Annotated in this window: 23 protein-coding genes and 1 pseudogene; 5 read left to right on the plus strand and 19 right to left on the minus strand. The window is 71.9% G+C overall.

Annotated features, from left to right (window positions below):
* Positions 1-53 precede the first annotated feature (53 nt).
* Positions 54-902 (minus strand): RNA polymerase sigma factor WhiG, encoded by an 849-nt coding sequence (gene whiG / locus VFW71_05550; protein ID HEU5002229.1) that lies wholly within the window; start codon positions 900-902, stop codon positions 54-56.
* 280 nt (positions 903-1,182) lie between these two features.
* Here whiG and VFW71_05555 point away from each other — a divergent pair, with 280 nt between their 5' ends.
* Positions 1,183-3,984: an HD domain-containing phosphohydrolase gene (locus VFW71_05555; protein ID HEU5002230.1), complete on the plus strand. Its 2,802-nt coding sequence runs from the start codon at positions 1,183-1,185 to the stop codon at positions 3,982-3,984.
* A 66-nt stretch (positions 3,985-4,050) separates the two neighbouring features.
* Here the strand turns inward: VFW71_05555 and VFW71_05560 are convergent, their stop codons facing one another.
* The 5 genes from VFW71_05560 to VFW71_05580 form a co-directional block, all read right to left on the minus strand.
* On the minus strand, positions 4,051-5,136 hold the full coding sequence (locus VFW71_05560) for an aldo/keto reductase (GenBank protein HEU5002231.1): 1,086 nt from the start codon (positions 5,134-5,136) through the stop codon (positions 4,051-4,053).
* Positions 5,137-5,146: 10 nt separating this feature from the next.
* Complete coding sequence (gene dprA / locus VFW71_05565; protein HEU5002232.1) at positions 5,147-6,097, minus strand: DNA-processing protein DprA; 951 nt, start codon at positions 6,095-6,097, stop codon at positions 5,147-5,149.
* 5 nt (positions 6,098-6,102) lie between these two features.
* On the minus strand, positions 6,103-7,635 hold the full coding sequence (locus VFW71_05570; protein HEU5002233.1) for a YifB family Mg chelatase-like AAA ATPase: 1,533 nt from the start codon (positions 7,633-7,635) through the stop codon (positions 6,103-6,105).
* A 288-nt stretch (positions 7,636-7,923) separates the two neighbouring features.
* A complete protein-coding gene (locus VFW71_05575; GenBank protein HEU5002234.1) occupies positions 7,924-8,889 on the minus strand; it encodes a hypothetical protein in 966 nt (321 codons plus the stop codon).
* A 25-nt stretch (positions 8,890-8,914) separates the two neighbouring features.
* Positions 8,915-9,265 (minus strand): YraN family protein, encoded by a 351-nt coding sequence (locus tag VFW71_05580; GenBank protein ID HEU5002235.1) that lies wholly within the window; start codon positions 9,263-9,265, stop codon positions 8,915-8,917.
* Between the two features lie 23 nt (positions 9,266-9,288).
* Between VFW71_05580 and clpS the strand changes: the two genes are divergently transcribed.
* Both clpS and VFW71_05590 read left to right on the plus strand, forming a co-directional pair.
* Positions 9,289-9,591 (plus strand): ATP-dependent Clp protease adapter ClpS, encoded by a 303-nt coding sequence (clpS, locus tag VFW71_05585; GenBank protein ID HEU5002236.1) that lies wholly within the window; start codon positions 9,289-9,291, stop codon positions 9,589-9,591.
* A 28-nt stretch (positions 9,592-9,619) separates the two neighbouring features.
* Positions 9,620-10,087: a DUF2017 family protein gene (locus VFW71_05590; GenBank protein ID HEU5002237.1), complete on the plus strand. Its 468-nt coding sequence runs from the start codon at positions 9,620-9,622 to the stop codon at positions 10,085-10,087.
* 38 nt (positions 10,088-10,125) lie between these two features.
* Here the strand turns inward: VFW71_05590 and VFW71_05595 are convergent, their stop codons facing one another.
* From VFW71_05595 to rpsP, 8 genes and pseudogenes are all read right to left on the minus strand, one after another.
* On the minus strand, positions 10,126-10,449 hold the full coding sequence (locus VFW71_05595) for a DUF2469 domain-containing protein (protein ID HEU5002238.1): 324 nt from the start codon (positions 10,447-10,449) through the stop codon (positions 10,126-10,128).
* A 10-nt stretch (positions 10,450-10,459) separates the two neighbouring features.
* A complete protein-coding gene (locus VFW71_05600) occupies positions 10,460-11,206 on the minus strand; it encodes a ribonuclease HII (GenBank protein HEU5002239.1) in 747 nt (248 codons plus the stop codon).
* A 71-nt stretch (positions 11,207-11,277) separates the two neighbouring features.
* Positions 11,278-11,949 carry a signal peptidase I gene (gene lepB / locus VFW71_05605; GenBank protein HEU5002240.1) on the minus strand — a complete coding sequence of 224 codons (672 nt, stop codon included), beginning with the start codon at positions 11,947-11,949 and terminating at the stop codon, positions 11,278-11,280.
* Positions 11,950-11,967: 18 nt separating this feature from the next.
* The gene (gene rplS / locus VFW71_05610; protein HEU5002241.1) at positions 11,968-12,315 is read right to left on the minus strand and encodes a 50S ribosomal protein L19; all 348 of its coding nucleotides are present in this window, start codon (positions 12,313-12,315) and stop codon (positions 11,968-11,970) included.
* Between the two features lie 159 nt (positions 12,316-12,474).
* Positions 12,475-13,209: a tRNA (guanosine(37)-N1)-methyltransferase TrmD gene (gene trmD, locus VFW71_05615; protein HEU5002242.1), complete on the minus strand. Its 735-nt coding sequence runs from the start codon at positions 13,207-13,209 to the stop codon at positions 12,475-12,477.
* Positions 13,210-13,222: 13 nt separating this feature from the next.
* Positions 13,223-13,720: pseudogene (gene rimM / locus VFW71_05620) on the minus strand (ribosome maturation factor RimM).
* A gap of 22 nt (positions 13,721-13,742) precedes the next feature.
* Positions 13,743-13,979, minus strand: a complete 237-nt coding sequence (locus VFW71_05625; GenBank protein ID HEU5002243.1) for a KH domain-containing protein — start codon at positions 13,977-13,979, stop codon at positions 13,743-13,745.
* Between the two features lie 24 nt (positions 13,980-14,003).
* Positions 14,004-14,258, minus strand: a complete 255-nt coding sequence (gene rpsP / locus VFW71_05630; GenBank protein HEU5002244.1) for a 30S ribosomal protein S16 — start codon at positions 14,256-14,258, stop codon at positions 14,004-14,006.
* Between the two features lie 35 nt (positions 14,259-14,293).
* On the opposite strand from rpsP, the gene VFW71_05635 reads away from it, so the two are divergent.
* A complete protein-coding gene (locus VFW71_05635; protein ID HEU5002245.1) occupies positions 14,294-15,250 on the plus strand; it encodes a hypothetical protein in 957 nt (318 codons plus the stop codon).
* Positions 15,251-15,263: 13 nt separating this feature from the next.
* Here VFW71_05635 and ffh read toward each other — a convergent pair whose 3' ends face one another.
* The 3 genes from ffh to smc all read right to left on the minus strand — a co-directional run bounded on the left by ffh (position 15,264) and on the right by smc (position 21,443).
* Entirely contained in the window at positions 15,264-16,610 is a 1,347-nt protein-coding gene (gene ffh / locus VFW71_05640; protein HEU5002246.1) for a signal recognition particle protein, read from the minus strand.
* Between the two features lie 62 nt (positions 16,611-16,672).
* Entirely contained in the window at positions 16,673-17,500 is an 828-nt protein-coding gene (gene ftsY / locus VFW71_05645; protein ID HEU5002247.1) for a signal recognition particle-docking protein FtsY, read from the minus strand.
* Between the two features lie 400 nt (positions 17,501-17,900).
* Entirely contained in the window at positions 17,901-21,443 is a 3,543-nt protein-coding gene (gene smc, locus VFW71_05650) for a chromosome segregation protein SMC (GenBank protein ID HEU5002248.1), read from the minus strand.
* A gap of 90 nt (positions 21,444-21,533) precedes the next feature.
* Here smc and VFW71_05655 point away from each other — a divergent pair, with 90 nt between their 5' ends.
* A complete protein-coding gene (locus tag VFW71_05655; GenBank protein HEU5002249.1) occupies positions 21,534-22,733 on the plus strand; it encodes a 2,3-bisphosphoglycerate-independent phosphoglycerate mutase in 1,200 nt (399 codons plus the stop codon).
* Here the strand turns inward: VFW71_05655 and VFW71_05660 are convergent.
* Together VFW71_05660 and mutM are read right to left on the minus strand one after the other, a co-directional pair.
* A complete protein-coding gene (locus VFW71_05660) occupies positions 22,717-23,415 on the minus strand; it encodes an alpha/beta family hydrolase (GenBank protein HEU5002250.1) in 699 nt (232 codons plus the stop codon). The genes VFW71_05655 and VFW71_05660 overlap by 17 nt on opposite strands.
* A 10-nt stretch (positions 23,416-23,425) precedes the next feature.
* Positions 23,426-24,271: a bifunctional DNA-formamidopyrimidine glycosylase/DNA-(apurinic or apyrimidinic site) lyase gene (gene mutM, locus VFW71_05665; protein ID HEU5002251.1), complete on the minus strand. Its 846-nt coding sequence runs from the start codon at positions 24,269-24,271 to the stop codon at positions 23,426-23,428.
* Positions 24,272-24,296: the final 25 nt, after the last annotated feature.

Genomic DNA, 24,296 nt, shown 5'->3' on the forward strand with positions numbered 1-24,296 from the left:
CGTGCGAATTTGGACTGCTGGCACTGCTGGTGGTGATGCGGGGTGAGTGTAGCTCAGTCTCGCCGGCTGTCGGCCATTCTCGAGCGCAGCTGCAGGACCGCCTTGGTGTGCATCTGGCAGATCCGGGACTCGGTGACCCCCAGCACCTGGCCGATCTCGGCCAGGGTCAGGCCCTCGTAGTAGTAGAGCGTGACGACGATCTTCTCCCGGTCGGGGAGTTTGTTGATGGCGTCCAGAAGGATGCGCTTCATCTCCTCGGACTCGAAGGCGGCCACCGGGTCGGCCGTGCCGGTGTCCTGCAGGGTCTCGATGAGCGGCAGGCTGTCGCCCTTCTCGCCCCCGACGGTCATGAGCTCGTCCAGGGCCACCAGCGAGACGAAGGAGATCTGCTGGTAGAGGCCGCGCAGGTCGCCGACGGTGATGCCCATCTGGGCGGCGATCTCCGGATCGGTGGGCACCCGGGCCAGCTCGTTCTCCAGCTTGGCGATCGCCTTCTCGATCTCGCGGGCCTTGGACCGTACCGACCGGGGCACCCAGTCGATGGCCCGCAGCTCGTCGATGATGGCGCCCCGGATCCGGCTGATGGCGTAGGTCTCGAACTTGTTGCCCCGGCCGGGTTCGAACTTTTCGATGGCGTCGATGAGCCCGAAGATGCCGTAGGAGACCAAGTCGGCCTGCTCGATGTTGGCCGGGAGGCCGGTGGAAACCCGGCCCGCCACGTACTTCACGAGCGGGGAGTACTGCAGGATCAGCTTGTCCCGGGCGAGCGGGGAGGCGGTGACCTTGTACTCGGCCCACAGCAGCGCCAGGGCATCCTGCTGGCCCCGCCCGTCGCCGTTGCGGGAATCATCGCTATCGGTGTCCGAGGGGGCGGCACCTCGCTGTGTAACCGACTTTGCCATGGGACCAGGCTCCCGTGCACGCTCCGACGGAAGGCCCCGAAACCGGGACTCCCTCCGAGTATAAGCCGGGCGACTGGGGGTCCCAACGTTTCTGCTGCCTGCCGACCTTTAGGCCCGAACCAGGACAATGGAGGCGAGATGGGAGCAATGAGAGTACTCTAACCGCATCCGGATAGATAAATAGCTGCAAGCCGGTCACACCTCCGTCTGAGGGGTCCGACGGGGGGGTAGACTGGCGCAATTCCGCTACGGTTGGGGGCCCGCGGCAGACTCTATGAATATGCACAACTACGACGACCCGTACGATCATTCGGCCGGGCAACCGAGGACGCTCGCCGAGGTCCAGCCGCCGCCGCCCCATCCGGTCTGGCTGACGTTCGCCGCGACCTTGGGCGGGTTGATCATCCCGGCCGCGGCGGCGATCGCCGCCGCCATCCTACTCGGGCCACCGCACGTCCCCCACGCCTCCCGGGCCGCCTCGCTGGCCGCCGCCGCACTCACGGTGGCCGAGGCCATCTTCGCCGGGCTGGGAGCCGCTGCCCTGGTCGAGGCCGGCTGGCGCCGGGTCGGCATGCCCGGTTCAGGGCCGGCCAACTTCCTCCCGCTGCGCTACCTGCGCCACCGGATGGCCAACCGGCACGTCAAGGAGCTGATCGCACAGCTCCGCGACGCCCCGGCCCAGCCCTCCCGGGAGTCGGTGCGCGCCCTGCTGGACCTCTCCCGCGAGCTCGCCCGCCGGGACATCTACACCCGGGCGCACTCCGGGCGGGTCTCCCGGCTGTCGGTCGAGGTGGGCCAGAAGATCGGCCTGTCGCCCGAGGAGTGCGAGATCGCCCGGCTGGCCGGCCTGCTCCATGACATCGGCAAGCTGGAGATCCCCTCGGCCATCCTGAACAAGCCCGGCCCCCTGGACCCCGACGAGGCGGAGCTGGTCCGCAACCACCCGAACATCGGGGCGGCCCTGGTGGCCCCCTACATCGGGGCGGACGTGGTCGAGGCCGTGCGCCACCACCACGAGCGGGTGGACGGTGCCGGCTACCCCGACGGGATCGACGGCGACGCCCTCCCGATCATCTCCCGGCTGGTGCCGGTGGTGGACACCTACGACGCCCTCATCTCCGACCGCTCCTACCGCCCGGGACGCTCCCGCGAGGAGGCCTTCATCGAGCTCCGGGCGGTGGCCGGCACCCAGCTGGACGCCGAGCTGGTCGAGGTCCTCATCGAGCTGGAGAGCGCCAAGGCCCCGATGGGCGGGGCCCTGCTGGGGCTCGCCCCCATCGGCGCCCTCGCCCGCAAGGCCGAGCACCTGCTGCACAACTCGGCGGCCCCGGCGGCCGCCGCCATCACCGCCATCGCGGTGGCGGGAGCCGGCTGGCTCGGGGTGATGTCGGCCTCGACAAAGACCAACGTGTCGGCTGAGCGGCCCAGCACCGTGAACACCCTGCCCACGCCGACGCCGTCGGTGCCGGCCCAGGACCAGCCTGCCGCCCCGGCGCCCAATACCGAGGTGATCCCCACCCCGACCGCCACCGCCAGCGCCCCGCCGCCCGTCGCCCTGTTCTTCCCGGGCCCGGGCACCAAGGTGGGCAAAACCGCCAAGAGCGGTGGCGTCGTGGTCGTCCCCAAGTCCACCACGGCACCCTCCAAGGCCGGCGGCACCACCACCACCACACCGACCAAAGTGATCGTCATCCCGAACCCGACCACCGGAGCGGGGGGCAGCCCGGCCCCCGCCCCGAGCCCCACCAGCGCGAAGCCGCCGCCCCCGCCGCCCGCCCCGAGCATCAGCGGCATCTCGCCGACCGGGGGTCCGGCCAGCACGCCCGTGACCATCAGCGGCGCCAACTTCTCCGGCGCCACGTCGGTCAAGTTCGGGTCCACCGTCGCCTTCTTCACCATCAACGACGCGGGCCATATCAGCGCCACCGCCCCGGCGGGATCCGGGACGCAGCCGGTGACGGTCACCGGGCCGGGCGGGACGTCGAACGGGGCCAACTTTGCCTACGTCGGCCCGAAGCTCACCTCGATCAGCAATTCGGGCCTCACCGGGATCAAGGACGGCGACATCTACGGGGCGCTGAACGGGGGGACGTCGGTCACCATCCACGGATCCGGGTTCTCGGCCGCCACCGCGGTGAAGTTCGGCAACGACCCGGCGAACAGCTTCCAGGTCAACAGCGACAGCCAGATCACGGCGTCAGCGCCGGCGTTCTCCGGGACGGCCGAGGAGACCGTGTCCGTCACCACACCGGCCGGGACGGGCACGACCCAGTCGGGCAACAACGAGTTCGACTACGACCCGAACCTCGCCAGCATCAGCCCCTCCAGTGGCCACGCCGGGACCACCGTGAAGATCACCGGCAGCAACTTCAGCGGGGCCACGGGCGTGTCCTTCGGCAACAACCAGGCCATCAGCTTCAGCGTCGGCTCGGGCGGGACCCAGATCACCGCGGTTGCCCCCTCGCCGGCGTCGGCGTCGGTCGACATCGTGGTCACCAACGATGCGGGCGGCAGCGACACCATCAGCGAGGACGTCTTCCGCTACAACAACCCCAACATCACGGGCATCAGCTCCTCAGGCAACGACGGCGACCCGCTCACCATCTCCGGTTCCGGGTTCACTGCCGCCAATGCCGTGCGGATCGGCGCCGTGACCCTGGGGCCGTCGTCGTTCAGCGTGAACGGGGACGGCAGCATCTCGACGACGGTGCCCGCCGGGATCTACAACACCCAGCCCATCACGGTGACCACCCCGGTTGGCTCGAGCAACACCAGGTCGTTCACCTTCCAGGCCCCACCGCCCCCACCGCCGTCCATCACTGGGGTGAACCTCGTGCAGGTGCCGACGTCAACTGTGGCGAGCGGCTACAGCGTCACGATCGTGGGGACCAACCTGGCGGGCGCCAGCGCCGGGGCGACGGTGGTGACCTGGAATGGCAGCACCATCTCCGGGGCGCACGTCACCAACTCCCAGATCACATTCGACGCCCCCCTGGGGACAGCGCCCGGGGAGAGCGTCACCGTGGTGGTCAGCACCACAAGCTCTCCGCCGTCTGCGTCGAACACGTTCGTCGTTCCGTAGTGCCGGCGCCTGCACGCGGGCGCGCATAAACGGCTGAATCGTACGGAGCGCTTTTTCGCCGGTGCCTTAGGTCTGGCTGGGCGTGCGGGATGCGAGGATCTGCTGCTGGAACGGCTCCCGGCGGCGGGTCTTGCGGGCCATCCAGGGGGGGTTCCAACCCCGGTCCGCCCGCTCCACGATGCTGCCCGGCGCCACGATGCGGTCGATGGCGTCCAGCGTGTCGGCGTCCAGGCGGATCATCGCCCCGCCGATGAGGTCCTTCAGCTGCTCCACCGTGCGGGGGCCGAGGATGGTGGCGGTCACCGCCGGGTGGACCAGCGTGAACGCCACGGCCATGTGGGTCATCGTCAGGCCCGCCTGCTCCGCCACCGTGGCGAGCTGCTCCAGCAGATCCAGCTTGTTCTGGTTCCCGGGCCGCTGCAGGTGGTAGCGGGCGGCGCCCTTCGGCCCCCAGGTGGCGGCCCGGGCGATGCGGGAGTCCTCGGGGATAGGGCGGCCCCGGGAGTACTTGCCGGTCAGCCAGCCCCCGTCGAGCGGGCTCCACACCAGGACCCCCATCCCGTAGCGCTGGGTGACCGGGAAGACGTCCCGCTCGGGCTCCCGGGCGAAGATCGAATAGGGGGTCTGCTCGCACGTCACCCGGGCGAGGCCCCGCTTGTCGCTCACCCAGTAGGCCTCGACCAGCTCCCATCCCGGGAAGGTTGAGGACCCGACGTAGCAGATCTTGCCCTGGTGGACCAGGTCGTCGAGGGCGGTGAGGGTCTCCTCGATGTCGGTGGCCGGGTCCGGCCGGTGGAGCTGGTAGAGGTCGAGGTAGTCGGTCTTCAGGCGGCGCAGGCTGGACTCGACGCTGCGCATGATCCACAGGCGGGAGTTCCCCCGCTCATTGGGCCCCTTGCTCATCGAGGAGTACATCGTGGCCAGGACCACCTCGTCCCGGCGGCCCCGCAGCGCCCGGCCGATGATCTCCTCGGACTGGCCGTGGGAGTAGATGTCGGCGGTGTCGATGAAGTTGATGCCGGACTCGAGGGCGAGGTCGATCATCCGGGTGCACTCATCGACATCGGGGTTGCCCCAGTCCCCGAACATCATGCCGCCCAGCCCGTAGCTGCTGAGCCTCACCCCCGTGTGCCCCAACGTCCGGTATTCCACGGCGCACACCCTACCGCCTGCGCGGGGAGACCCCGGCCACCCCGACCGGCAGGGCGAACCGGCCGCCCGGGTGGCGGGACACCAGCCCGCTCAGCTCCAGGCGGGACAGCACTGCGCCGGTGGCCGACGTGGGCAGGCCGGCGAGGTGGGCCACCCGGTCCAGCAGCAGCGGGTGGCCGCCGAGCACCTCCAGCACCCGGCGCTCGTCGGCAGTGACCGGCGGCAGGGCCAGCGCCTCCTGGACCGGGCCTCCCGGGGGCACCCCGGCCCCCCCGACGCCCCGGCCGGGGGAGCAGCCCAGGTCCTCGAGTACATCGGCGGCGCTGGTCACCAGGCGCGCCCCGTCCCGGATCAGGGCGTGCGGCCCCTCCGAGGTGTCGGCGTGCACCAGCCCAGGCACAGCGAACACCTCCCGGCCGAACTCCAGGCCCAGCCGGGCGGTGATCATGGCCCCGCCGTCGCGGCGGGCCTCGACGATGACGATGCCCAGCGACACCCCGGCGATGATCCGGTTGCGGGCCGGGAACTGCCACGGGGCCGGAGCGGTCCCGGGCGGGTACTCGGACACCAGGGTGCCCCGCAGCATGATCTCGCCGTAGAGCGCGGCGTTGGCCCGCGGGTAGCAGATGTCCAGCCCGCACCCGAGCACCGCCAAGGTGGCGCCCCCGCCCTCCAGGGCGCCCCGGTGGGCGGCGGCGTCGATCCCGGCGGCGAGCCCGCTGACGACCACCACACCTGCGGCCGCGAGCTCGCGGCCGATCCACGTGGCCGCCTCCACCCCGTACTTGCTGGCCCGCCGGGTCCCCACCACTGCCACACACGGGGCCGGCTCCAGCCGCTCGCCGGCCAGGTACAGCTGGCTGGGCGCCCCCGGGGTCTCGGCGAGCAGCGCCGGGTACTGGGGATCCCCCCGCACCACCGTCCGGTGTCCGGGCAGCGGCCGGGGGGACCGGGTAGCCACCCGGGTCACACCTCCCACACGGTGCGCCGGAACTGGAGCGCCTCGGCGACATGGGCCTCCCCCACTGCGCTCTCCCCCGCCAGGTCGGCGATGGTGCGGGCCACCCGCAGGATGCGGTGGAACGCACGGGCCGAGGTCGGCTGGGCGGCGAGCGCCCGCTGCAGGAACTGCTGCGTGGCGGCGTCCAGGCTGCAGGCGTCCTCGATATCGCCGGCGTCCACCGCTCCGTTGAGACCCTCAGCGCGGAGCAGTTGCGCCCGGCGGGCCGGGAGGACACGCGCCCGGACCGCCGCCGAGGGCTCGGAGGGATCCAGGTCCAGCAGCTCCCCGTCGCTGAGGGCGGCCACCTCGACGTGCAGGTCGATGCGGTCCAGCAGGGGGCCGGATAGGCGGGACCGGTAGGTCTCCAGCCTCCCGGGCGGGCACGTGCAGGACGCCGGCCCGTTCTGCGGGCGCCGGCACAGGCACGGGTTCGCCGCGGCGACCAGGGACACCCGGGCGGGGAACCGGGCCGTGCCGCCCCGCCGGGCGACGATGACCTCCCCGTCCTCCAGGGGCTGGCGCAGCGCCTCCAGGACGCCCCGGGCGAACAACGGCATCTCGTCCAGGAACAGCACGCCCCGGTGGGCCATGGAGATCTCGCCCGCGCCTGGTGTGGGGCTGCCGCCACCGACGACGGCGGCTGCCGAGGCCTGGTGGTGGGGGGACCGGAACGGGCGCCGGGTCACGATGGGCTCCCCCTCGGACAGGAGCCCCCCGATGGACCACAGGTGGGTCACCTCCAGGGCCTCCTCGCTGGAGAGGGGCGGGAGGATCCCCTGCAGGCGGCGGGCGAGCATCGTCTTGCCCGATCCCGGCGGGCCCACCATGAGCAGGTTGTGGCCCCCGGCGGCGGCGATCTCGAGCGCCCGCCGGCCGAGGGCCTGGCCCCGGACGTCACTGAGGTCGGGGCCCGCCTCGGCGGCGTGCGCCAACAGCTCATCGATGCGGGGCGGCGTGACCCGGGCGTTCAGCTCCCCGGCGGCGACGGCCATGGCGTCCCGCAGCGTGGCCACCCCGTTGACCTGCACACCGGGCACCAGGGCCGCCTCACAGGCGTTCTCCACCGGCACCACGAGCCCCCGCCCCATCTCCCGGGCAGTGAGGGCCGCGGCAACCGCCCCCCGGATCGGGCGCAGCCGGCCGTCGAGGGCGAGCTCTCCGGCGAACACGAGCCTGTCCATCTGCTTCGGAACGACGGCCCCGATCGCACGGAGGACCCCCAGGGCGATCGGCAGATCCAGGAGCGGACCTTCCTTCCGGACATCACCGGGCGCCAGGTTGACGGTGATGCGCCGCGTCGGCCATTCCGCACCGGAGTTGATGACTGCCGCGCGCACCCGCTGCTGCGCTTCTCGAACCCCGACGCTGGGCAGGCCAACGATGTGGAACGCGGGCAGCCCTGGCTCCAGGTGGATCTCGATGTCCACATGGCGGGCCTGCATCCCGACCAGGGCGACGGAAGAAACCCGGGCGAACGTCGACGTCTGCTGTTTCATGCGCCATAGAATATGCGTGGGTACCGACAAAAACTCTAGAGTATTGCTGAGATGGTGAAAAAAGTTTGTCGCTGTTTTGTGGTGCACCCATACGGGCACAGCGACTTCCATCCCGCGCCAGCCTTAGTTGGCGGAGCAGTACATCCCCTGGCTGTACCACGCCGCCAACTAGGTCCTGAGGGAAGACAGGCCCGCCGTGGAGCGCCCGCCGCATACCTGGTGACCGGGGATACACGCACGGGGTGACGGGGGACGCCTGTGGCTGCGGCCGGACACCGGGGCTGATGCTCAGCCCGACACCACCGGGGCCCAGCCCGTCACCCCGTCCGGGGAGCTGTAGATGACCCGGTCACTGGCGATGGCGTAGATCCGGCCTCCGTCCTGGGCCAGGCCTTCGGTGTTGAGCCGGAAGCTGGTGAACGTCCAGCTGCGGCCGCCGTCGGTGGAGACGAGGATCCCGCCGTCCGTTCCGACGAAAAACCGCTTGGGATTGGCGACGTCCATGAGGATCGCCTGGATCGGCGTCCGCAGCAGCTGGTGCCAGGTGGTCGCCCCGTCGGTGGTCTCCCAGAGACCCGACACCGGCCCGCCCGCCAGGAAGGTGTTGGCGTCGGTGGACGAGGCCGCCAGGGCACGCAGCCCGGAGGGCTCCGAGCGACCGGGGAGCAGGTCCTCGACGATCCCGTCCACGCCCACCCGCATGACCCGGTTGCCCTGACCCACGATGACGACCCCGCGTTCGTGGGCGGCGATCACCGTGCCGGTCGCCCCGGAGGCGACGTCGGTGTACGTCTTCAGGTCGGTGGTGGTGTGCACCAGTCCGCCCGCCAGGACGTACGCGGTCGAGCCGTCGTTGGCGGCCACGGCGACCAGCTCGGCCGGCAGGTGGGCGACGGACCACGTCCGGCCATCGGGGCTCACGGCCAGGCCCCCGGTGGTGCCCACCAGGTACCCGGCCCGGATCACCGCCAGAGAGGCAACCGGATCGGCCCCCGGCACGGCGTCGGCGTTGCCCCGGGAGCCGAGGATGGCGAACAGCAACGCCCCGACGAACAGGATGATGACCGTGACCCCGGCCCAGAGGATGCCCCGGTGCCGGGTCCGGCCGGCGAGCCCCGGAGGACGGCTCCGGACCGGCCCAACGGCCGCCCCGGGCTCCTCACCGTTCGTCGCCAGAGCAGCCCCGTCGGCCGCATCCGCCGCCGGCTCAACTGCCGGCTCCTCCCCGGTCGGCCGTCCATCCGGCCCGTCCATCGTCATGAGAAGGCTCCCGGCGTCATCAGAAGGCTCCCGGCCAGTGCGTCGTCTGCACCCCATCCTCGCCAACGACCACCGAGATCACGTCGAACCGGCAATCGAGGAACCGGGGGCGCTCCATGGCCAGGTAGGCGGCGGCCACCCGCCGGAGCTGGCGCTGCTTGCGCCCGTCCACGCCCAGTGCAGGGTCCACGAAGCTCGGCGCCCGCCGGGCCTTCACCTCGACGATGGCCAGAACACCATCCTTGAGTGCCACCAGGTCCAACTCCCCGATCTTCAGGCGCCAGTTGCGGTGCAGCACACGCCAGCCGTCGGCTCGCAGCAGCGCCGCAGCGGCATCTTCCCCGACCTTCTGCACAGCCTGGTTGCCCATCCACAGAACGATAGGCTGTAGGTATGACATCCGCGGCGCCGGCCGAGCCAGAGATCATCAACCGACCCGGCAATGACGAGGTCGTCGAGCCCGCCCTGCCCTGGATCGTCATCGTCTGGAACGACCCCATCAACCTCATGTCCTACGTGGTCTTCGTCTTCCAGAAGCTCTTCGGCTACTCCCGCGACAAGGCCACCAAGCTCATGCTCGACGTCCACCACCGGGGCCGGGCGGTCGTTTCCTCCGGGCCCCGAGAGCGGGCCGAGATGGACGTCTACCGGCTCCACGCCCACGGGCTGTGGGCGACCATGTCGCAAGACCGATAACGGTACCCGACCAAGGCCACCGAGCAGCGTGTTCAAGAAGCGACGCGGCCTCATCCGGCTTACCATCGGCGAGGAGGAGGCCGAACTCCTCCGCACGACCATCCGGGAGTACGTCGAGTTGCTCGACGCCCCCCCGTCGCTGGGCGACCCGGTGCTGGCACGGCTCTTCCCTTCCGCCAGCCTGGATGACCCCGCCCTCGAGATCGCCTTCCGGGACCTGTCGGCCTCCGACCTCGACGCCCACAAGCGGGCGACGGCCGGACAGGCTCTGGCTTCCCTGGATGCCGACCGCAAGACGCCCCTGACGCCCGAGCAGCAGGAGGCCTGGCTCGTCCTCCTGACCGACCTCCGGCTCGCCATCGGCGTCCGCCTGGGGGTCACGGAGGAGACCTATGAGACCTACCCGAACCCCAATGACCCGGCGCAGTGGCCGCTGGCGGTCCTGGACTACCTGGGGGCGCTCCTGGAGAGCCTGGTGCAGTCCCTCCAGGGCTGAGCGACCGGGCCGGCGACCGGCCGGAGGACGAGCCGGACCTACGAGGTCAGGTCCTCCAGCCCCTCGGCGGTCTTGTCGGGGTGTTTCAGCTCCTCGATGTTGACGTCCCGGAAGGTCCGCACCTGCACGTGCGAGACGAAGCGGGTGGGCCGGTAGACATCCCACACCCAGGCGTCGGAGAGGCTGAGCTCGAACCAGGAGTCTCCCCCGTTCTCGTGCTGTTCGACGGTGTACCCGTTGCACAGGTAGAACCGCCGGGCGGTCTCGACGACGTAGCGGAACATCGGCAGGACATCCCGGTATTCCTTGTAGAGAGCCAACTCCAGGTCGGTCTCGTAGCTCTCCAGGTCCTCTGCGCTCATGGGTGCAACCCTACCGCTCCCGCGCCTCGGGGACCGGGGCACTGCCCATGGCCAGCAGCCGTCCCGGCACCCCTTCCTCGACCAGCTTGCGGATCGGGGCGTACAGCCGGCGGTGGATGGGGCACGGCCCGTAGGCCGCCAGGCCCCACAGGTGGCGGGGAGCCGGGTAGCCCTTGTTGGCCTCGAAGGCATAGGCCGGGTACAGCGCCGCCAGATCGGACATCAGCCGGTCCCGGGCCACCTTCACGACGATGGAGGCGGCGGCGATCGAGACCGACTCGCAGTCGCCCCGGACCACCATGCGGGCCCGCTCGCCGATGAAGTTCCACTTGCCGTCCACCAGGAACACCTCGGGGGTGACCGGCAGGGCGGCGACGGCCCGTGCCCCCGCCCGGCGGATGGCCTCGGAGAGCCCGACCTCATCGATTTCCACCGGCCAGGCCATGCCGACCCCCCACCCCAGGCACCGGCCCCGTACCCGGTCGGCCAGCCACGCCCGCCGCTCGGGGTCCAGGAGCTTCGAGTCCCGGAGCTTGTAGATCCGGTCGCTGGGGTCGAGCACCACGGCGCCCACCGCCACCGGGCCGGCCCAGGCGCCGACGCCCACCTCGTCGATCCCGCCCACCAGCTCGGCACCGCCGGCGACGAGCGACCGTTCAAGGTGCAGGCCGGGCGCCGGCCGGGTGCGGGCGAGCTCGCCCTTGCGCACGTAGGTGCGGGTCCGGTAGGTGGCCTTGTAGGCCGGCTTCGGGGTCATTGCCCCGCAATTATGCGGGTCGGGCCAGCCCGGAGGCAGCACCGGGAAAAGTCAGCAGGAACTAACGGCGACTAGAAGAAGTGGAACCGGCCCGGCGGCCAGATCCGCATGAAGGCCTCGCCGATGACGCTCGATGTGGGGATCGCTTTGAAGAACCGCGAGTCGTCTGAGTCGCCGCGGTTGTCCCCCATGACGAAGAGATGGTTCTTCTCCACCGTGATGGGGCCGAAGTCCGGCATGGAGGAGGGATTGTGGTCATGCAGGTAGGGCTCCTTCTTGGCCTCCCCGTCCACGTAGAGCGTGGCGTTGCGGATCTGCACCGTGTCCCCCCCGACGGCCACCACCCGCTTGATGAAGTCGCGTTGGGTGGATGGGAGACCGAGGGCCTCCTTCATCGAGTTCAGGAATCCAGAGAGCCCGGTGGGGGCGGGGGGCACATCGCCCAGGGCCGCCGCCGGGGCCACGAACACGACGATGTCGCCCGGATGGGGGGTGCGGAAGTCGTAGATGAACTTCGAGACCAGGACCCGGTCGTTGACGAGCAGCGTGTTCTGCATCGACGCCGACGGGATGAAGAAGGCCTGGACGACGAAGGTCTTGATGAGCAGGGCGATGGCGAAGGCCACCAGGATGAGGATGGGGATTTCCTTGATGAAACCGCCGCTCTTGAGGGCGGCGTGCTTCGGCCCTCTCCGGGGCGGCGGGTTACTGGCCACGTCGTAGCGGTCTTCCTGGCTGCGCATTGACGGTTCGGGGAGACCTTAGATGCGCTTTTCTTTGACCTTGGCCGCTCGGCCCACCCGGGAGCGGAGGTAGTAGAGCTTGGCCCGCCGTACGTCGCCGTGCGTGACGATCTCCAGCTTGGCGATCATGGGCGAGTGCACGGGGAAGGTCCGCTCGACGCCGACGTTGTTGAACGAGATCTTGCGGGCGGTGAACGTCTCCCGGACCGAGGAGCCCTGCCGCCGGATGACGACGCCCTGGAAGACCTGGATGCGCTCCTTGCCGCCTTCGCTGACCCGTACGTGAACTTTGACCGTGTCGCCCGGGCGAAAGTCCGGGAGGTCCTCACGCAGCACCGGGCGCAGGAGCGCGTCGGTCTTATCCATTGCTCCTCCTTCGAAGCGGGGCACACCGTCCAGGGCCGCAGCGAGAGTGCTCGCCGGATCGGGAGGCCTTGAACTATCGCACTATCCAGGTACCGGAACCACGATGATAGCAGAGGGCGATCGGGCCCCGACTGAACTCCGCCTGAGCGCCAGCTGGGGTCACTCCCCCGGCGACTCGCCCTCCCAGGCCGCCAGCTGCGCCCGATCCGCCTCGGTGAGATCGGCGCCCGCGAGCAGCTCGGGGCGCAGCGCCAGCGTCCGCCGCAGGCGCTCCCGGCGCCGCCAATCCGCCACCCGGCCGTGGTCGCCGGACAGGAGGACCTCGGGCACCCGTGCTCCTGCCAGCTCGGCCGGCCGGGTGTACTGCGGGTACTCGAGCAGCCCGCCGGTGAAGGACTCCTCGGTGAGCGACTCCAGGTTCCCGAGCACCCCGGGCACCAGGCGGGCCACCGCTTCGACCACCAGGAGCGCCGGCACCTCGCCGCCCGCCAGGACCACGTCGGCCACCGACACGGACTCGGCGCCGGCGAGACCGGTGACCCGGTCGTCGATGCCCTCGTACCGCCCGCACACCAGGACCACCTGCGGTGCCCCGGCCAGCTCGCTGGCCAGCTGCTGGTCGAACCGGCGGCCGGCGGCGGCGAGCAGCACCACCCGGGCCCCCTCCCGGCGGACGGCGGCCACGGCCTCGAGGATGGGCCCGGCCGCCATGACCATGCCGGCGCCGCCCCCGAACGGTTCGTCGTCCACCTTGCGGTGCGGGCCGACGCCCCAGTCCCGCAGGTTGTGCACCCCGACCTCCACGATCCCGGCCTGGACCGCCTTGCCGAGCAGGCTGGCGCTCAGGAACGGCGCGAAGACCTCAGGGAAGATGGTGATGACGTCGAACCGCACCGGCGCCGCCACCTCAGGCCCGGGCCGGGAACAGCCCTTCGGGCGGGTCAAGCACCACCCGGCCACCGGCCAGATCAACCTGCCGGACGATCGCCGGCACCGCCGGCACGAGCACCGGGCCGGCCGGCGACTCCACCTCCCACAGATCCTGCGCCTCCCGGCCGAGCACCTGGGTCAGCACGCCGAGGTGCGCCCCCGTCCCGTCCACCACCTCGAGTCCGGCGAGCTCGGACTCCCAGTACTCGCCGTCCGGCAGGACGGGCAGGGCCTCGGGCGGGGCGAAGATGCGGTGGCCCCGCAGGGATTCCGCCTCCGTCCGGCCGGGTACCTCGTCGAAGCCCACGAGCAGGCGATCGATCTGGTGGGGGCGGCTGGAGACCACGGACATCGGGACGGCTCCCTCGGCTTCCCGGCCCACGAGCACCTCGGCGCCCGGGGCGAAGCGGTCCGGGTTGTCGGTGAGGGGACGAACCACCACCTCACCGCGGATGGCGTGCGCCTTCAGGATCTCGCCGACGAGGACGAGGCCGCCGTCAGTCGACGATTTCGACGAGGGCGTTGCGGTTCTCCTTGGCGGCCGCCGCCTTCACCACGGTGCGGATCGCCCGGGCCACCCGCCCGCTCCTTCCGATCACCCGGCCCACGTCGTCCGGGTGCAGGAAAAGGTCGTAGATGACGGTTCGCCCGGAATCTTCTTCCTCGACCCGCACGTCGTCGGGGTGCTCGACCAGCCAGGAGACGAGGTATTCGAGGGTGTCGCGTGAGCCCATAGATCGCCGCGGGAACCTGCGGGGCTACGCCTTGGCCTTGGGGATGACCCCGGCGACTTCGAGCAGTCGGGTGACCGACTCGGTGGGCTGGGCGCCCTTGGATATCCAATCGAGTGCCTTGGGGCCATCGATTTCTATCTCCGAGGGGTTGGGCCCGGGGTCATACCGACCGATATTCTCGATGAAACGACCGTCGCGCGGAGAACGGGCGTCAGCCACGACCACCCGGTAGGTGGGGGCGCCCTTCTTGCCGATGCGTCGCAACCGGATCTTCACCATGTCGTCGGCGAGTGTACCAGCAGAGGGGGGTCAGGATGGCGGAGCAGGGCAGATGTGGCGCACTCCGGACCGACCTCCGCACCCGACCGGGCGCACTCCGAGCCAGCGCCGCTGCCGGCGCGGCAGCCCTCCTGCTGGCCGCCTGCGGGTCGCCACGGCCCTCGCGGGCAGTAGGCCCCAGCGCGGCCGACCTGGCCCAGGCCCGGGTCGTGTCCATCATCGCCGCAGCCCCGGCCGCCACGCTGGCCCAGGGGACGGCGTCGGTGTCCCTGACCGCCACCCGGGACGCATCGGGCGACAACGTCACCATGGTGGGCGTGGACGATTTCGCCACCCACCGCCTCCAGGCGCAGCTCGCCATCCCGGGAGGAGGCACCATCGCCGGGGTCTTCGACAACGGCGTGGTCTACGAGAAGATCCCTGGCCTGGCCGCTCAGGACGGCGGCAAACCCTGGCTGAAGATCGACCTGCCGGGTCTGGAGCAGAACGGAGGCGCGCTTGGGGGCCTCGGCCAGATGCTGGAGCAGGAACTCAGCACCACCCAATCCAACCCGGACCGCCAGCTCGACCTGCTGAACGGCGTGAGCGGGACGGTCAGCACCGTGGGCGACGAGCCCATCGGTGGCGTACCAACCACGCACTACTGGTTCACCACCGACCTCAACAAGGTGATCGCCAGCCTGTCGGGCGACGCCCGGTCCGCCTTCCAGCAACTGGCCACTGCGCTGGGGACCGGGAGCCCGCTGGTGGACGTGTGGATCGACGGCCAGGGAGTGGTCCGGCAGTTGCACATCGCCGAGACCTATGACCCCAAAGCCGGCGCAGCGCCCTACGGCCTGCCGGCGAGCGCGCTCCCGAGGGCCGTGGGACTGACCATCACCTACTCGAACTTCGGAGCGCCGGCGGTCATCACCGACCCGCCGCCCGGCCAGACGGCCGACCTGAGCCAGCTCCTCCCCGGATCACCGAACGGCGGGACTCCAGCGGTCTAGAGCTGAGCGCACCCTAGAGCCCGAAGCCGGGCGGCAATCCGATGGCGCCGGGCCGGCCCTTCTTGCCCTTGCCCCGGGTGAAGCCCCGCATCATCTTGCGCACCTGCTCGAACTGCTTCAGCAGCTCGTTGACCTCCCGCACGTGGGTCCCCGAGCCCCGGGCGATGCGGGACCGGCGGCTGCCCGAAATGATGCGGGGGTCGGTGCGCTCCTTCGGCGTCATAGACCGGATGATGGCCTCGATGCGGCTCATGTCGGCGTCGCCGATCATGCCGTCCTTCAGCCGGCCAACCCCCGGGATCCCGGGCAGCATCTTGATGAGGCTGCCGATGCCGCCCATCTTGCGCACCTGCTGCATCTGGCTGAGGAAGTCCTCGAGCGTGAAGCTGGCCTCGAGGATCTTGCGGGCCTGGACCTCGGCGTCCTCCTTGGAGACCGCCGCCTCGGCCTTCTCGATCAGGGTGAGGACGTCGCCCATCCCGAGGATCCGCGAGGCGATCCGGTCGGGGTGGAAGGGCTCGAGGTCGCCCAGCTTCTCGCCGATGCCGGCGAACTTGATGGGCTTGCCGGTGACCGTCACCGCCGACAGGGCCGCACCGCCGCGGGCGTCGCCGTCCAGCTTGGTGAGGATGATCCCGGTCAGCGGGATGGTCTCGGCAAAGGCCTTGGCGGACACGAGGGCGTCCTGACCGGTCATGGCGTCGAGGACGAACAGGACCTCGTCGGGCTGGGCGACGGCGTGCACCCGGGCCACCTGGTCCATCATCTCGGGGTCGACGTGGAGCCGGCCGGCGGTGTCGAGGATCACCACGTCGGCGTCCCGCCGGCCCTCTTCGAGTGCCCGGCGCACCACGGCCACCGGATCGGTCTCGCCGGTCTCGGCGTGCACCGCCACCTTGGCCTGCTCGCCGAGCACCTGGAGCTGGCGGATGGCGGCGGGCCGCTGGAGGTCGGCAGCCACCAGCAGCGGCCGCTGCCCCTGGCGGCGCAGGAGGGCGCCCAGCTTGGCCGCGGTGGAGGTCTTGCCCGAGCCCTGCAGGCCGGCCAGGAGGATGACCGTCGGGGGCTTCGCCGCCCGCGCCAGCCCGGCGGTCTTGCCGCCCAGCATGGCGATCAGCTCTTCGTGGACGATCTTGACTACCTGCTGGCCCGGCGAGAGGGACTTGAGCACCTCCTCGCCCAAGGCCGCATCCTTGACCCGGTTGAGGAAGGCCCGGACCGCGGGCAGGGCAACGTCCGCCTCGAGCAGGGCCACCCGGATCTCCCGGAGGGCCTCGTCGATCTCCTTGTCGGTCAGCCGGCCCTTGGACCGGAGCTTCTTGAAGATGCTGTCGAGGCGGTCGCCGAGGGTGTCGAACACCGGCTCATTGTACGGGGAGCCCTCGCCGGTCCCGCGGGGCCCGTGGGGCCCCCTAAGGTCCTCTAGTCGGTACCGACGAGGGCGTCGACGAAGCTCGCTGCGTCGAAGAGTTCCAGGTCGGTCATCCCCTCGCCCACCCCCACGGCTTTCACCGGGATGCCCAGCTCCTCCTGCACCGCCACCACGATGCCACCCTTCGCCGAGCCGTCCAGCTTGGTCAGGACCACGCCGGTGACCGACACCGCCTCGCCGAACGTGCGGGCCTGGGCAATGCCGTTCTGGCCCACGGTGGCGTCGAGCACCAACAGCACCTCGGCGACCTGTGCCTTGCGCTCGGCGATGCGCCGCACCTTCTTGAGCTCCTCCATGAGCGGGGACTTGGTGTGCAGGCGGCCGGCGGTGTCCACCAGGACCACATCGATCGACCGGGCGATGGCGTACTCGACGGCGTCGAAGACCACCGCCCCGGGGTCCGCCCCCGGGGCATGGCGGATCATGTGCACGTCCAGGCGCTCTGCCCACGTCCCCAGCTGCTCGATGGCGGCCGCCCGGAAGGTGTCGGCCGCCGCCAGGACGACGCTGTGGCCCTCGTCCTGCAGGAAGCGGGCCAGCTTGGCAATGGAGGTGGTCTTCCCGGTCCCGTTGACCCCGGTGACGAGCCAGACGCTGGGGGCCTTCTCGGCGAAGCGGAAGGTGCGGTCGGTGCGCTCCAGGATGCCGACCAGCTCGGCGCGGAGGGCCGCGCCCAAATCCTCCGGCTTCAGGCGCTGGCGGCGGAGGGACTCCAGGATGGCATCGGTGGCCTGCACCCCGACGTCCGCCCGGATGAGCGCCTCCTCGATCTCGTCCCAGGCCTGGTCGTCCAGCTTGCCCCGGCCCACAATCGCCACGAGCTTGTCGCCGATGGCCTGCCGGCTTTTCGTGAGGCTGCGGAGCAGGCGGGCGGCCCGGCTCTCCTTGGGCGGGGCGACCGGCGGTGTCGGGGGGCTCTCCGCTACGGGCGGAGCGGGCGGAGCGGGCGGAGCCGCAACCGGCGGTGCTTTGGGGGGAGCCGCAACCGGCGGCGCCGGTGGAGCCTTCGGTGGGGCGGTCGGTGCCTTTGGTGGAGCGCCGGGCGCCTTTGCTTCCGGCTTCGGTGCCGGCTTGGGCGGGGCGGGTGGCTTCGCCGGCGGCGCCTTGGGTGGAGCGGCACTCCCTGACCGCCCTACCGCGACACCAATGCCCATCACGATAAACGTGACGAGAGCGCACGCGATGATAAAGCCAACTGGGAACGTCATTGCAGTGTAGTTACCCCCCCGACGGCAACAGGCTCTGGGAAGCCCCCTCGCCGACCCGTCCGGATCCCGCTTGGTGCCCACCCACCCCGGGCGGGGCGCTCAGGCGCTCCGAGATTACCCGGCTGGCCCCGTCCGAGCGAACGGAGACGCCGTAGAGCACGTCGGCGACCTCCATCGTCCGTTTCTGGTGGGTGACGACGATGAGCTGCGACGATCCCCGGAAGTCCTGCAGCAGGCCCAGGAAGCGGTGGAGGTTGACGTCGTCCAGGGCCGCCTCGACCTCGTCCAGCACGTAGAAGGGGGAGGGGCGGGCCCGGAAGATGGCGAACGCCAGGGCCAGCCCTGCCAGCGCCCGCTCGCCGCCCGAGAGCAGCGAGAGCCGGCGGAGGCTCTTGCCTCCCGGCTTGGCCTCGACCTCCACCCCGGTCTCCAGCGGGTTGGCCGGGTCGGTCAGGCGCAGGCGGCCGGAGCCGCCGGGGAAGAGGGCGGCGAAGACCTGCTCGTATTCCCGGGCCACGTCGGCGAAGGCAGTACCGAACAGCTCGTGGATCCGCTCGTCGACGCCCGCCACGACTTTGAATAGGTCCCGGCGGCTCGACTTCACATCGGCGATCTGTTCGGTCAGGAACTGCTCACGTTCCGAGAGCGCCTCGAACTCCACGGCGGCCAGGGGGTTCACCCGGCCCATGCCAGCCAGGTCCCGCTCCAGCCGGGCCTGGCGGCGGGCGAGGACCTCGGTGGCCGATGCCGCGGTCCGGTCCCACGGATCCTGGAGCAGGCTGGGGTCCTCCTCCTCCAGGCGCCGGCCGAAGCGTGCCACCAGGCCCTCGACGTCGCGCTCCCCGGCTGCCAGTTGCTCCTCGACAATCCGGCCGCGGATGCGGAGCTCGGCCCGGGAGAGGTCCTCGGCGCGGGCCTCCTCGCGGAGGCGCTCGAGCTGCCGGGACTGGGCGCTGCGCCGTGCCTGCAGGTCCCCGACCAGCGCCTCCGCCTCCCCCGCCTCCCGGCCCGCGAGCACGTGGCGCTCTTCGGCCTCGGCCAACCACTCCCCCGCTGCCCGTACCAGCCCGCTGGCCTCGAGCCCCACGGTGCGGGCCCGTTCGAGCCGGGCGGCCAGCTCCGCCCGCAGGCCCCCGATGGCCGCGGCCCGCTCGGCGGCCTCCTCCCCGGCCGCCCGCAACTCGGAGCACCGCTCAACCAGGAGCCGCCAGCGCTCCGCCGCCCGGGCGGCGACCAACCGGGCCTCGTCGTAGGCCGCCCCCGCCTCGGAGCGGACGCGGGCAGCGGCACCCTGCTCGTCGGCGTGCTCGTGGACGTCCCGGCCGGCCGCCTCGGCCCGCTGGTCGGCGGCCGCCGAAGCCACCCGCAACTCCGCCAGGCGGGCGGCCAGCGAGGCGATCGCCCCCGATCCCCGGTGATCGGCCTCGACCAGCACGGCGGCCTCCCGCTCCAGAGCGTGGAGCTCGCGCTCCGCCGAGGCCGCCCGGTCGATGGCGGCAGCGATGTCGGCATCTGCCTTGTTCAGGGTTGCGGTGGCCACCTCGGCGGCCCGGCGGCGCTCGGCGATGGCCGCGTCGATCCCGGACAGCCGGTCCCGGGCAGCACTGAGCACCGCCTCGGCCTGGGCTGCTCGGGCGGCGGCCGCGGCCGAGGTCCGCACCAGGAGCCGGCCCGTGGCCATGACCCCAGCGAGGGTGACGAAGACGACGTCGGGCCGCTCGGCAGCGAGGCGGGCGGCCTCCTCGGTGGAACCGGCGACGTAGACGCCTCCCAGGGCGGACTCGCCGTGCTCGTCGTTGGGCGCCACCAGCTCCACCAGCGCATCCCCGGCGAAGCCGGCCTCCACCCGGGTGTCGCCGATCAGCAGGCCGAGGGGCTCGCCGCCCCCCGCCGCGGTCAGCACCCGCTCGGCCGCCGCCGGGTCGGCGACCACCAGGACGCTGCTCGCGGGACCCACGAGGGCCTCGAGCGCGGCCTTGGACTCCTCGGGAACCTCTACGAGGTCGGCCAGGACGCCCAGGACCCCCTCCAGGCCCATGGAGGCCAGCCGGCGCACCTCCCGGGGCGACGCTCCCGCGCGGACCTGCGCCCGGGCCCGCCAGGTCGCGGCCTCCCGCTCGGCCTCACCTAAGGCGTCCAGCGCGGCCTGGCGCTCGGCGGTGGCCGCCTCGAGGCGGTCCTCCAGCTCGGCCAGCGCCTCCATCTCCGGCGCCTCGGCGTCCTCGAGGGCGGCCAGCGCCGCGGTCGACTCCTCCAGCACTGCGGCGGCCGACTGGCGGGCGCCGTCCACCACGCCCCGGCGCTCCGCAGCCCGGGCCTGCTCCCGCTGGGCGGCCTCAAGTGCAGCGGTCCCTGCCGCCAGCTCCCCGCGCAGCTTGACCGTCTCGGCCTGCGCCTCGCGCTGGGCGGCGCGCAGGGGGGCGAGCCGCTCCTGCACCTGGGCCAGTGCCGCCTCGGCGGCCGTGCGCGCCGCCAGGCGGTCCGCTGCCCGGGCCTCCGCCGCCTCGGCGGCCTCGGTGGCCTCGTCCAGGGCGGGCTGGGCCGCCGCCAGCTCCCGGGCCAGCTCGTCGAGCCGGGCCTGGGCGCCCGCCTCAGTGATACCGGCGAGCTCGGCCTCCAGCGTGCGTTCCCGCTCGTGCGCCAGTCGGGCCAGGGCCTGGCACCGGTCCACGAGGCGGTTCAGGGACCACGCGACCTCCCGGGCGGCCTCCCGGCGCACGGCCGCCTGCTGGCGGCCGGACCCGGCTGCCTCCAGCGCGGTCTCGACCTCCTGCACCTCCCGTTCCAGCGCCCGGATGGGGGCCTCGAGGTCGCGGTCCCCGGCCGGGCCGAGGGCCTGGCGGAGCTCGAACAGCTCCCGGGCCCCGGTCACGACCCGCACCCGCTCGAGCTCATCGACCATCGCCGCGTGGCGCTGCGCCAGCTCGGCCTGCTCCCGGAGGGGCCGGAGCAGCCGCCGCACCTCGGAGAGGACGTCGCCCAGCCGGACGAGGTTGGCGTCCGCCGCCGCGATCCGGCGCAGGGCCCGCTCCTTGCGCCGGCGGTGCTTGGCGATCCCGGCGGCCTCCTCGATGGCCGACCTGACCTGGGTGGCGTCGGCGGTCAGGAGCTCGTCGAGCTGGCCCTGGCCGATGATCGTGTGCTGCTCACGCCCGATCCCGGTGTCGGACAGCACCTCCCGGACGTCGAGGAGGCGGCAGGGTTGGCCGTTGAGGCGGTATTCGGACTCACCCGAGCGGAACAGGGTCCGGGCGATGGTCACCTCGGAGAACTCCAGCGGGAGGCGGCCGGCCGAGTTGTCGATGGTGAGGCAGACCTCGGTCATCGCCAGGGCCGGCCGGTGGGGCGACCCGGCGAAGATCACGTCCTCCATCCGCCCCCCGCGCAGCGAGCGCGGCCCCTGCTCGCCCAGCACCCATGAGATGGCATCGATGAGGTTCGACTTGCCGGACCCGTTGGGGCCGACGATCACGCTGATGCCGGGCTCAAGCGCCAGCGTGGTGCGGTCGGCGAAGGATTTGAAGCCGCGCAGAGTCAGGGTCTTGAGGAACATCTGGGCCCGATGCTAATCGATGTCGGCCGCGATAACACCGGTGTAATTTCAAGAGTGGGAAGATCCGTTCGGCTATGCTCCCGCCCCGACGTGCCTGAGCTCATTCCCCGCCTCGCCACCGCCGCCACCACGAAGATCGTCCTGGTGGTGATCGACGGCCTGGGCGGGTTCCGGTCCGACGCCCGGGGCTCCGAGCTCCACGCCGCCCGCACCCCCAACCTGGACCGGCTGGCGGCAGAGGGCTCCAGCGGCCTGCATACCGTGATCGCCCCGGGCGTGACCGCGGGCAGCGGGGCGGGCCACCTGGCGCTGTTCGGGTACGACCCGCTGGTCTATGAGCTCGGCCGGGGGGCGCTCTCGGCCGCCGGGGTACAGTTCCCGCTGAAGGCGGGCGACGTGGCCGCCCGGGTCAACCTGTGCACCCTCGACGATGCCGGGATCGTGATCGACCGGCGGGCCGGCCGGATCGCCACCGAAGAGAACGCCCGCCTGCTCGCCCGGCTCCGGGAGAAGCTGCAGGCCCCCGAGGGGGTTGAGGTCTTCCTGGAGACCGAGCGCGACCACCGGGCGCTGCTGGTCCTGCGGGGCCCGGGTCTCTTGCCCGACCTGGAGGACACCGACCCCCAGGTCACCGGGGTGCCGCCGAAGGACCCCACCGCCCGCTCGGCCGAGGGGGAGGCCACCGCCGCGGTGCTGCGCACCCTTCTGGCGCAGGTCCGGGAGATCCTCGCCGGCGAGCCCGCCAACTTCCTCCTGCTGCGGGGCTTCGACACCCTGCGCGACCTGCCGCTGTTCCCTACCCGCTACCGGGTCCGGCCGCAGGGCATCGCCGTGTACCCCATGTACGCCGGCATCGCCCGCATCCTGGGCATGGACGTGGCGGTGGCCGCGGGCGGCCTGCCCGAGGAGCTGGACCTGCTGGCCGCCGCCTGGGCGGACCACGACTTCTTCTACTTCCACCACAAGGCGGCGGACTCCGCCGGCGAGGACGGCGACTTCGACCGCAAAGCCGCCGCCATCGAGGCAGTGGATGCGGCGATTCCGGCGATCCTCGACCTCGGCCCCGACGTCATCTGCGTCACCGGCGACCATGCCACCCCCAGCCAGCTCCGGGCGCACTCCTGGCACCCGGTCGCGGTGGTGATGCGGGGCCCCCGCATCGCGGTGGACGGCGTGACCGCCTTCGACGAAGAGGCCGCCCGGGCCGGGGGCCTCGGCCACGTCCTAGGCAAGGACCTGATGGCGCTGATGCTGGCGGGGGCGGGCCGCCTGATCAAGTACGGAGCGTAGCCAGCCACTCCACCACGACGGCCGCCAAGCCGGCCATCACCTCCGGTGCCGCCGCAGCCTTCCCGTCGGGAGATCGGGCAGCGCTGACCCCCAGCGAGTGGTCGCCTCCTTCCACCACGTGCAGGGTGGCTGGGGCGCCCAACGCCGGCAGATGCCGGCGCAGCAGCTCCAGGTTGCAGAACGGGTCGGCGGTCCCCTCCAGGAAGAGGCAGGGCACCCGGATCGACGGCCAGTGCGCCACCCGCACCGACTCTTCCCGCCCGGGGGCGTGGAGCGGGTACCCGTAGAACACCAGCCCGGCGGCCTCCAGGCCCCCGGCCACCGCCAAGGACGCTACCCGGCCGCCGTACGATTTCCCCCCGACCACCCAGGGGCCCGCCAGCACCTGCCGGCGAGCGTCCTCAATGGCTGCCCGGTACCCGTCCACGCTGCGCTCGGCGGCGGGCGGGGTGGCCCGGCCCGCCTCCCGGTAGGGCAGGTTGAACCGCAGTGCCAGGTACCCCCGGGCGGCCAGCCCACCCGCCAGGGCGGCCAGCCCGGCCCCTTGGAGGTCTCCGCCCGCACCGGGCGCCAGCGCCACCCCCAGCCGGGCCGCATCCGCGGCGGAGCGGTCGACCAGGGCGCTCACCAGCCCGTCCGGGGCGGGGGGGCCGGCGGCCAGGCGGAGCCGGCCGGCGCTCATGTCTGGCATCTTATTTTTGGCAAGACGGGCAGAAGTGTGTCGAGCGGTTGGTCCACCGGGCCCGGACGATCGGCGTCCCGCACCGGGCGCAGGGCTCACCTTCCCGGCCGTACACCATCAGGTAGCGGCGGTTGTCCCCGATGAGCCCGTAGGCATCCCGGTACTGCTCGTCGTCGGTGGAGGTCCCCCGGTGGTCGATCGCCGCCTGCAGGACGGGGTGGATGCTCCGGCGCAGCCGGTCCGATTCCGCCCGGGTGACCTCCCCGCTGAGGCGCAGCGGGCGCACCCGTGCCCGGAAGAGCGCCTCATCGGAGTAGATGTTGCCCAGGCCGGCGATCACCCGCTGGTCCATCAGCCGGGCCTTCACGGGCGTCCGGCGCCCGGTCAGCAACCCGGCGAACGCGGCGGGGCCGGGGAGGGCGTCCAGCGCGTCCGGCCCGAGGGCGCCGAGGGCCGGGACCAAACCGTCGGGCGCCACGTCGGTCAGGAACAGCTCCCCGAAGGTCCTCGGGTCCACGTAGCGGACCTCCTGCCCATCGGCGAGGGAGAGCACCACGTGCGTGTGGGGAGCGAGCGGGTCGGCGGCGCCGGCCACCAGCAGCCGGCCCGACATCCCCAGGTGCACCACCAGGGCGTACGGCCGGTCGAGGCGCACGATGAGGTACTTCCCGTGGCGGTCCACCGACTCCACCGTCGCCCCGCTGAGGCCGGCGGCCAGTTCGTGGGGGAACGGGTGGCGCCGGAGGACGCGACGGGCGTTGGGGGAGTCCAGCACCTCGCCCGCCGCAATCGTGGCACCGGGCAGCACGCCGGCGAGGTCGCGCCGGATCACCTCCACCTCAGGCAGCTCGGGCACGGGGCGAGTCTAGTGGCCCGGTTCC

This window comes from Actinomycetota bacterium, from assembly GCA_035765775.1.
In the GTDB taxonomy this organism is placed as follows: domain Bacteria; phylum Actinomycetota; class CADDZG01; order JAHWKV01; family JAOPZY01; genus DASTWV01.

Coding starts and splice junctions, on each gene's coding strand:
- VFW71_05595 (HEU5002238.1), bottom strand. CDS start 10,449: ATGAGCGCAGAGGACCTGGAGAGCTACGAGACCGACCTGGAGTTGGCT.
- VFW71_05555 (HEU5002230.1), top strand. CDS start 1,183: ATGCACAACTACGACGACCCGTACGATCATTCGGCCGGGCAACCGAGG.
- VFW71_05580 (HEU5002235.1), bottom strand. CDS start 9,265: ATGGGCAACCAGGCTGTGCAGAAGGTCGGGGAAGATGCCGCTGCGGCG.
- rpsP (HEU5002244.1), bottom strand. CDS start 14,258: ATGGTGAAGATCCGGTTGCGACGCATCGGCAAGAAGGGCGCCCCCACC.
- VFW71_05625 (HEU5002243.1), bottom strand. CDS start 13,979: ATGGGCTCACGCGACACCCTCGAATACCTCGTCTCCTGGCTGGTCGAG.
- VFW71_05600 (HEU5002239.1), bottom strand. CDS start 11,206: ATGACCCCGAAGCCGGCCTACAAGGCCACCTACCGGACCCGCACCTAC.
- VFW71_05660 (HEU5002250.1), bottom strand. CDS start 23,415: ATGAGCGCCGGCCGGCTCCGCCTGGCCGCCGGCCCCCCCGCCCCGGAC.
- VFW71_05635 (HEU5002245.1), top strand. CDS start 14,294: ATGGCGGAGCAGGGCAGATGTGGCGCACTCCGGACCGACCTCCGCACC.
- VFW71_05570 (HEU5002233.1), bottom strand. CDS start 7,635: ATGAAACAGCAGACGTCGACGTTCGCCCGGGTTTCTTCCGTCGCCCTG.
- whiG (HEU5002229.1), bottom strand. CDS start 902: ATGGCAAAGTCGGTTACACAGCGAGGTGCCGCCCCCTCGGACACCGAT.
- smc (HEU5002248.1), bottom strand. CDS start 21,443: ATGTTCCTCAAGACCCTGACTCTGCGCGGCTTCAAATCCTTCGCCGAC.
- rplS (HEU5002241.1), bottom strand. CDS start 12,315: ATGGATAAGACCGACGCGCTCCTGCGCCCGGTGCTGCGTGAGGACCTC.
- VFW71_05575 (HEU5002234.1), bottom strand. CDS start 8,889: ATGGACGGGCCGGATGGACGGCCGACCGGGGAGGAGCCGGCAGTTGAG.
- lepB (HEU5002240.1), bottom strand. CDS start 11,949: ATGCGCAGCCAGGAAGACCGCTACGACGTGGCCAGTAACCCGCCGCCC.
- clpS (HEU5002236.1), top strand. CDS start 9,289: ATGACATCCGCGGCGCCGGCCGAGCCAGAGATCATCAACCGACCCGGC.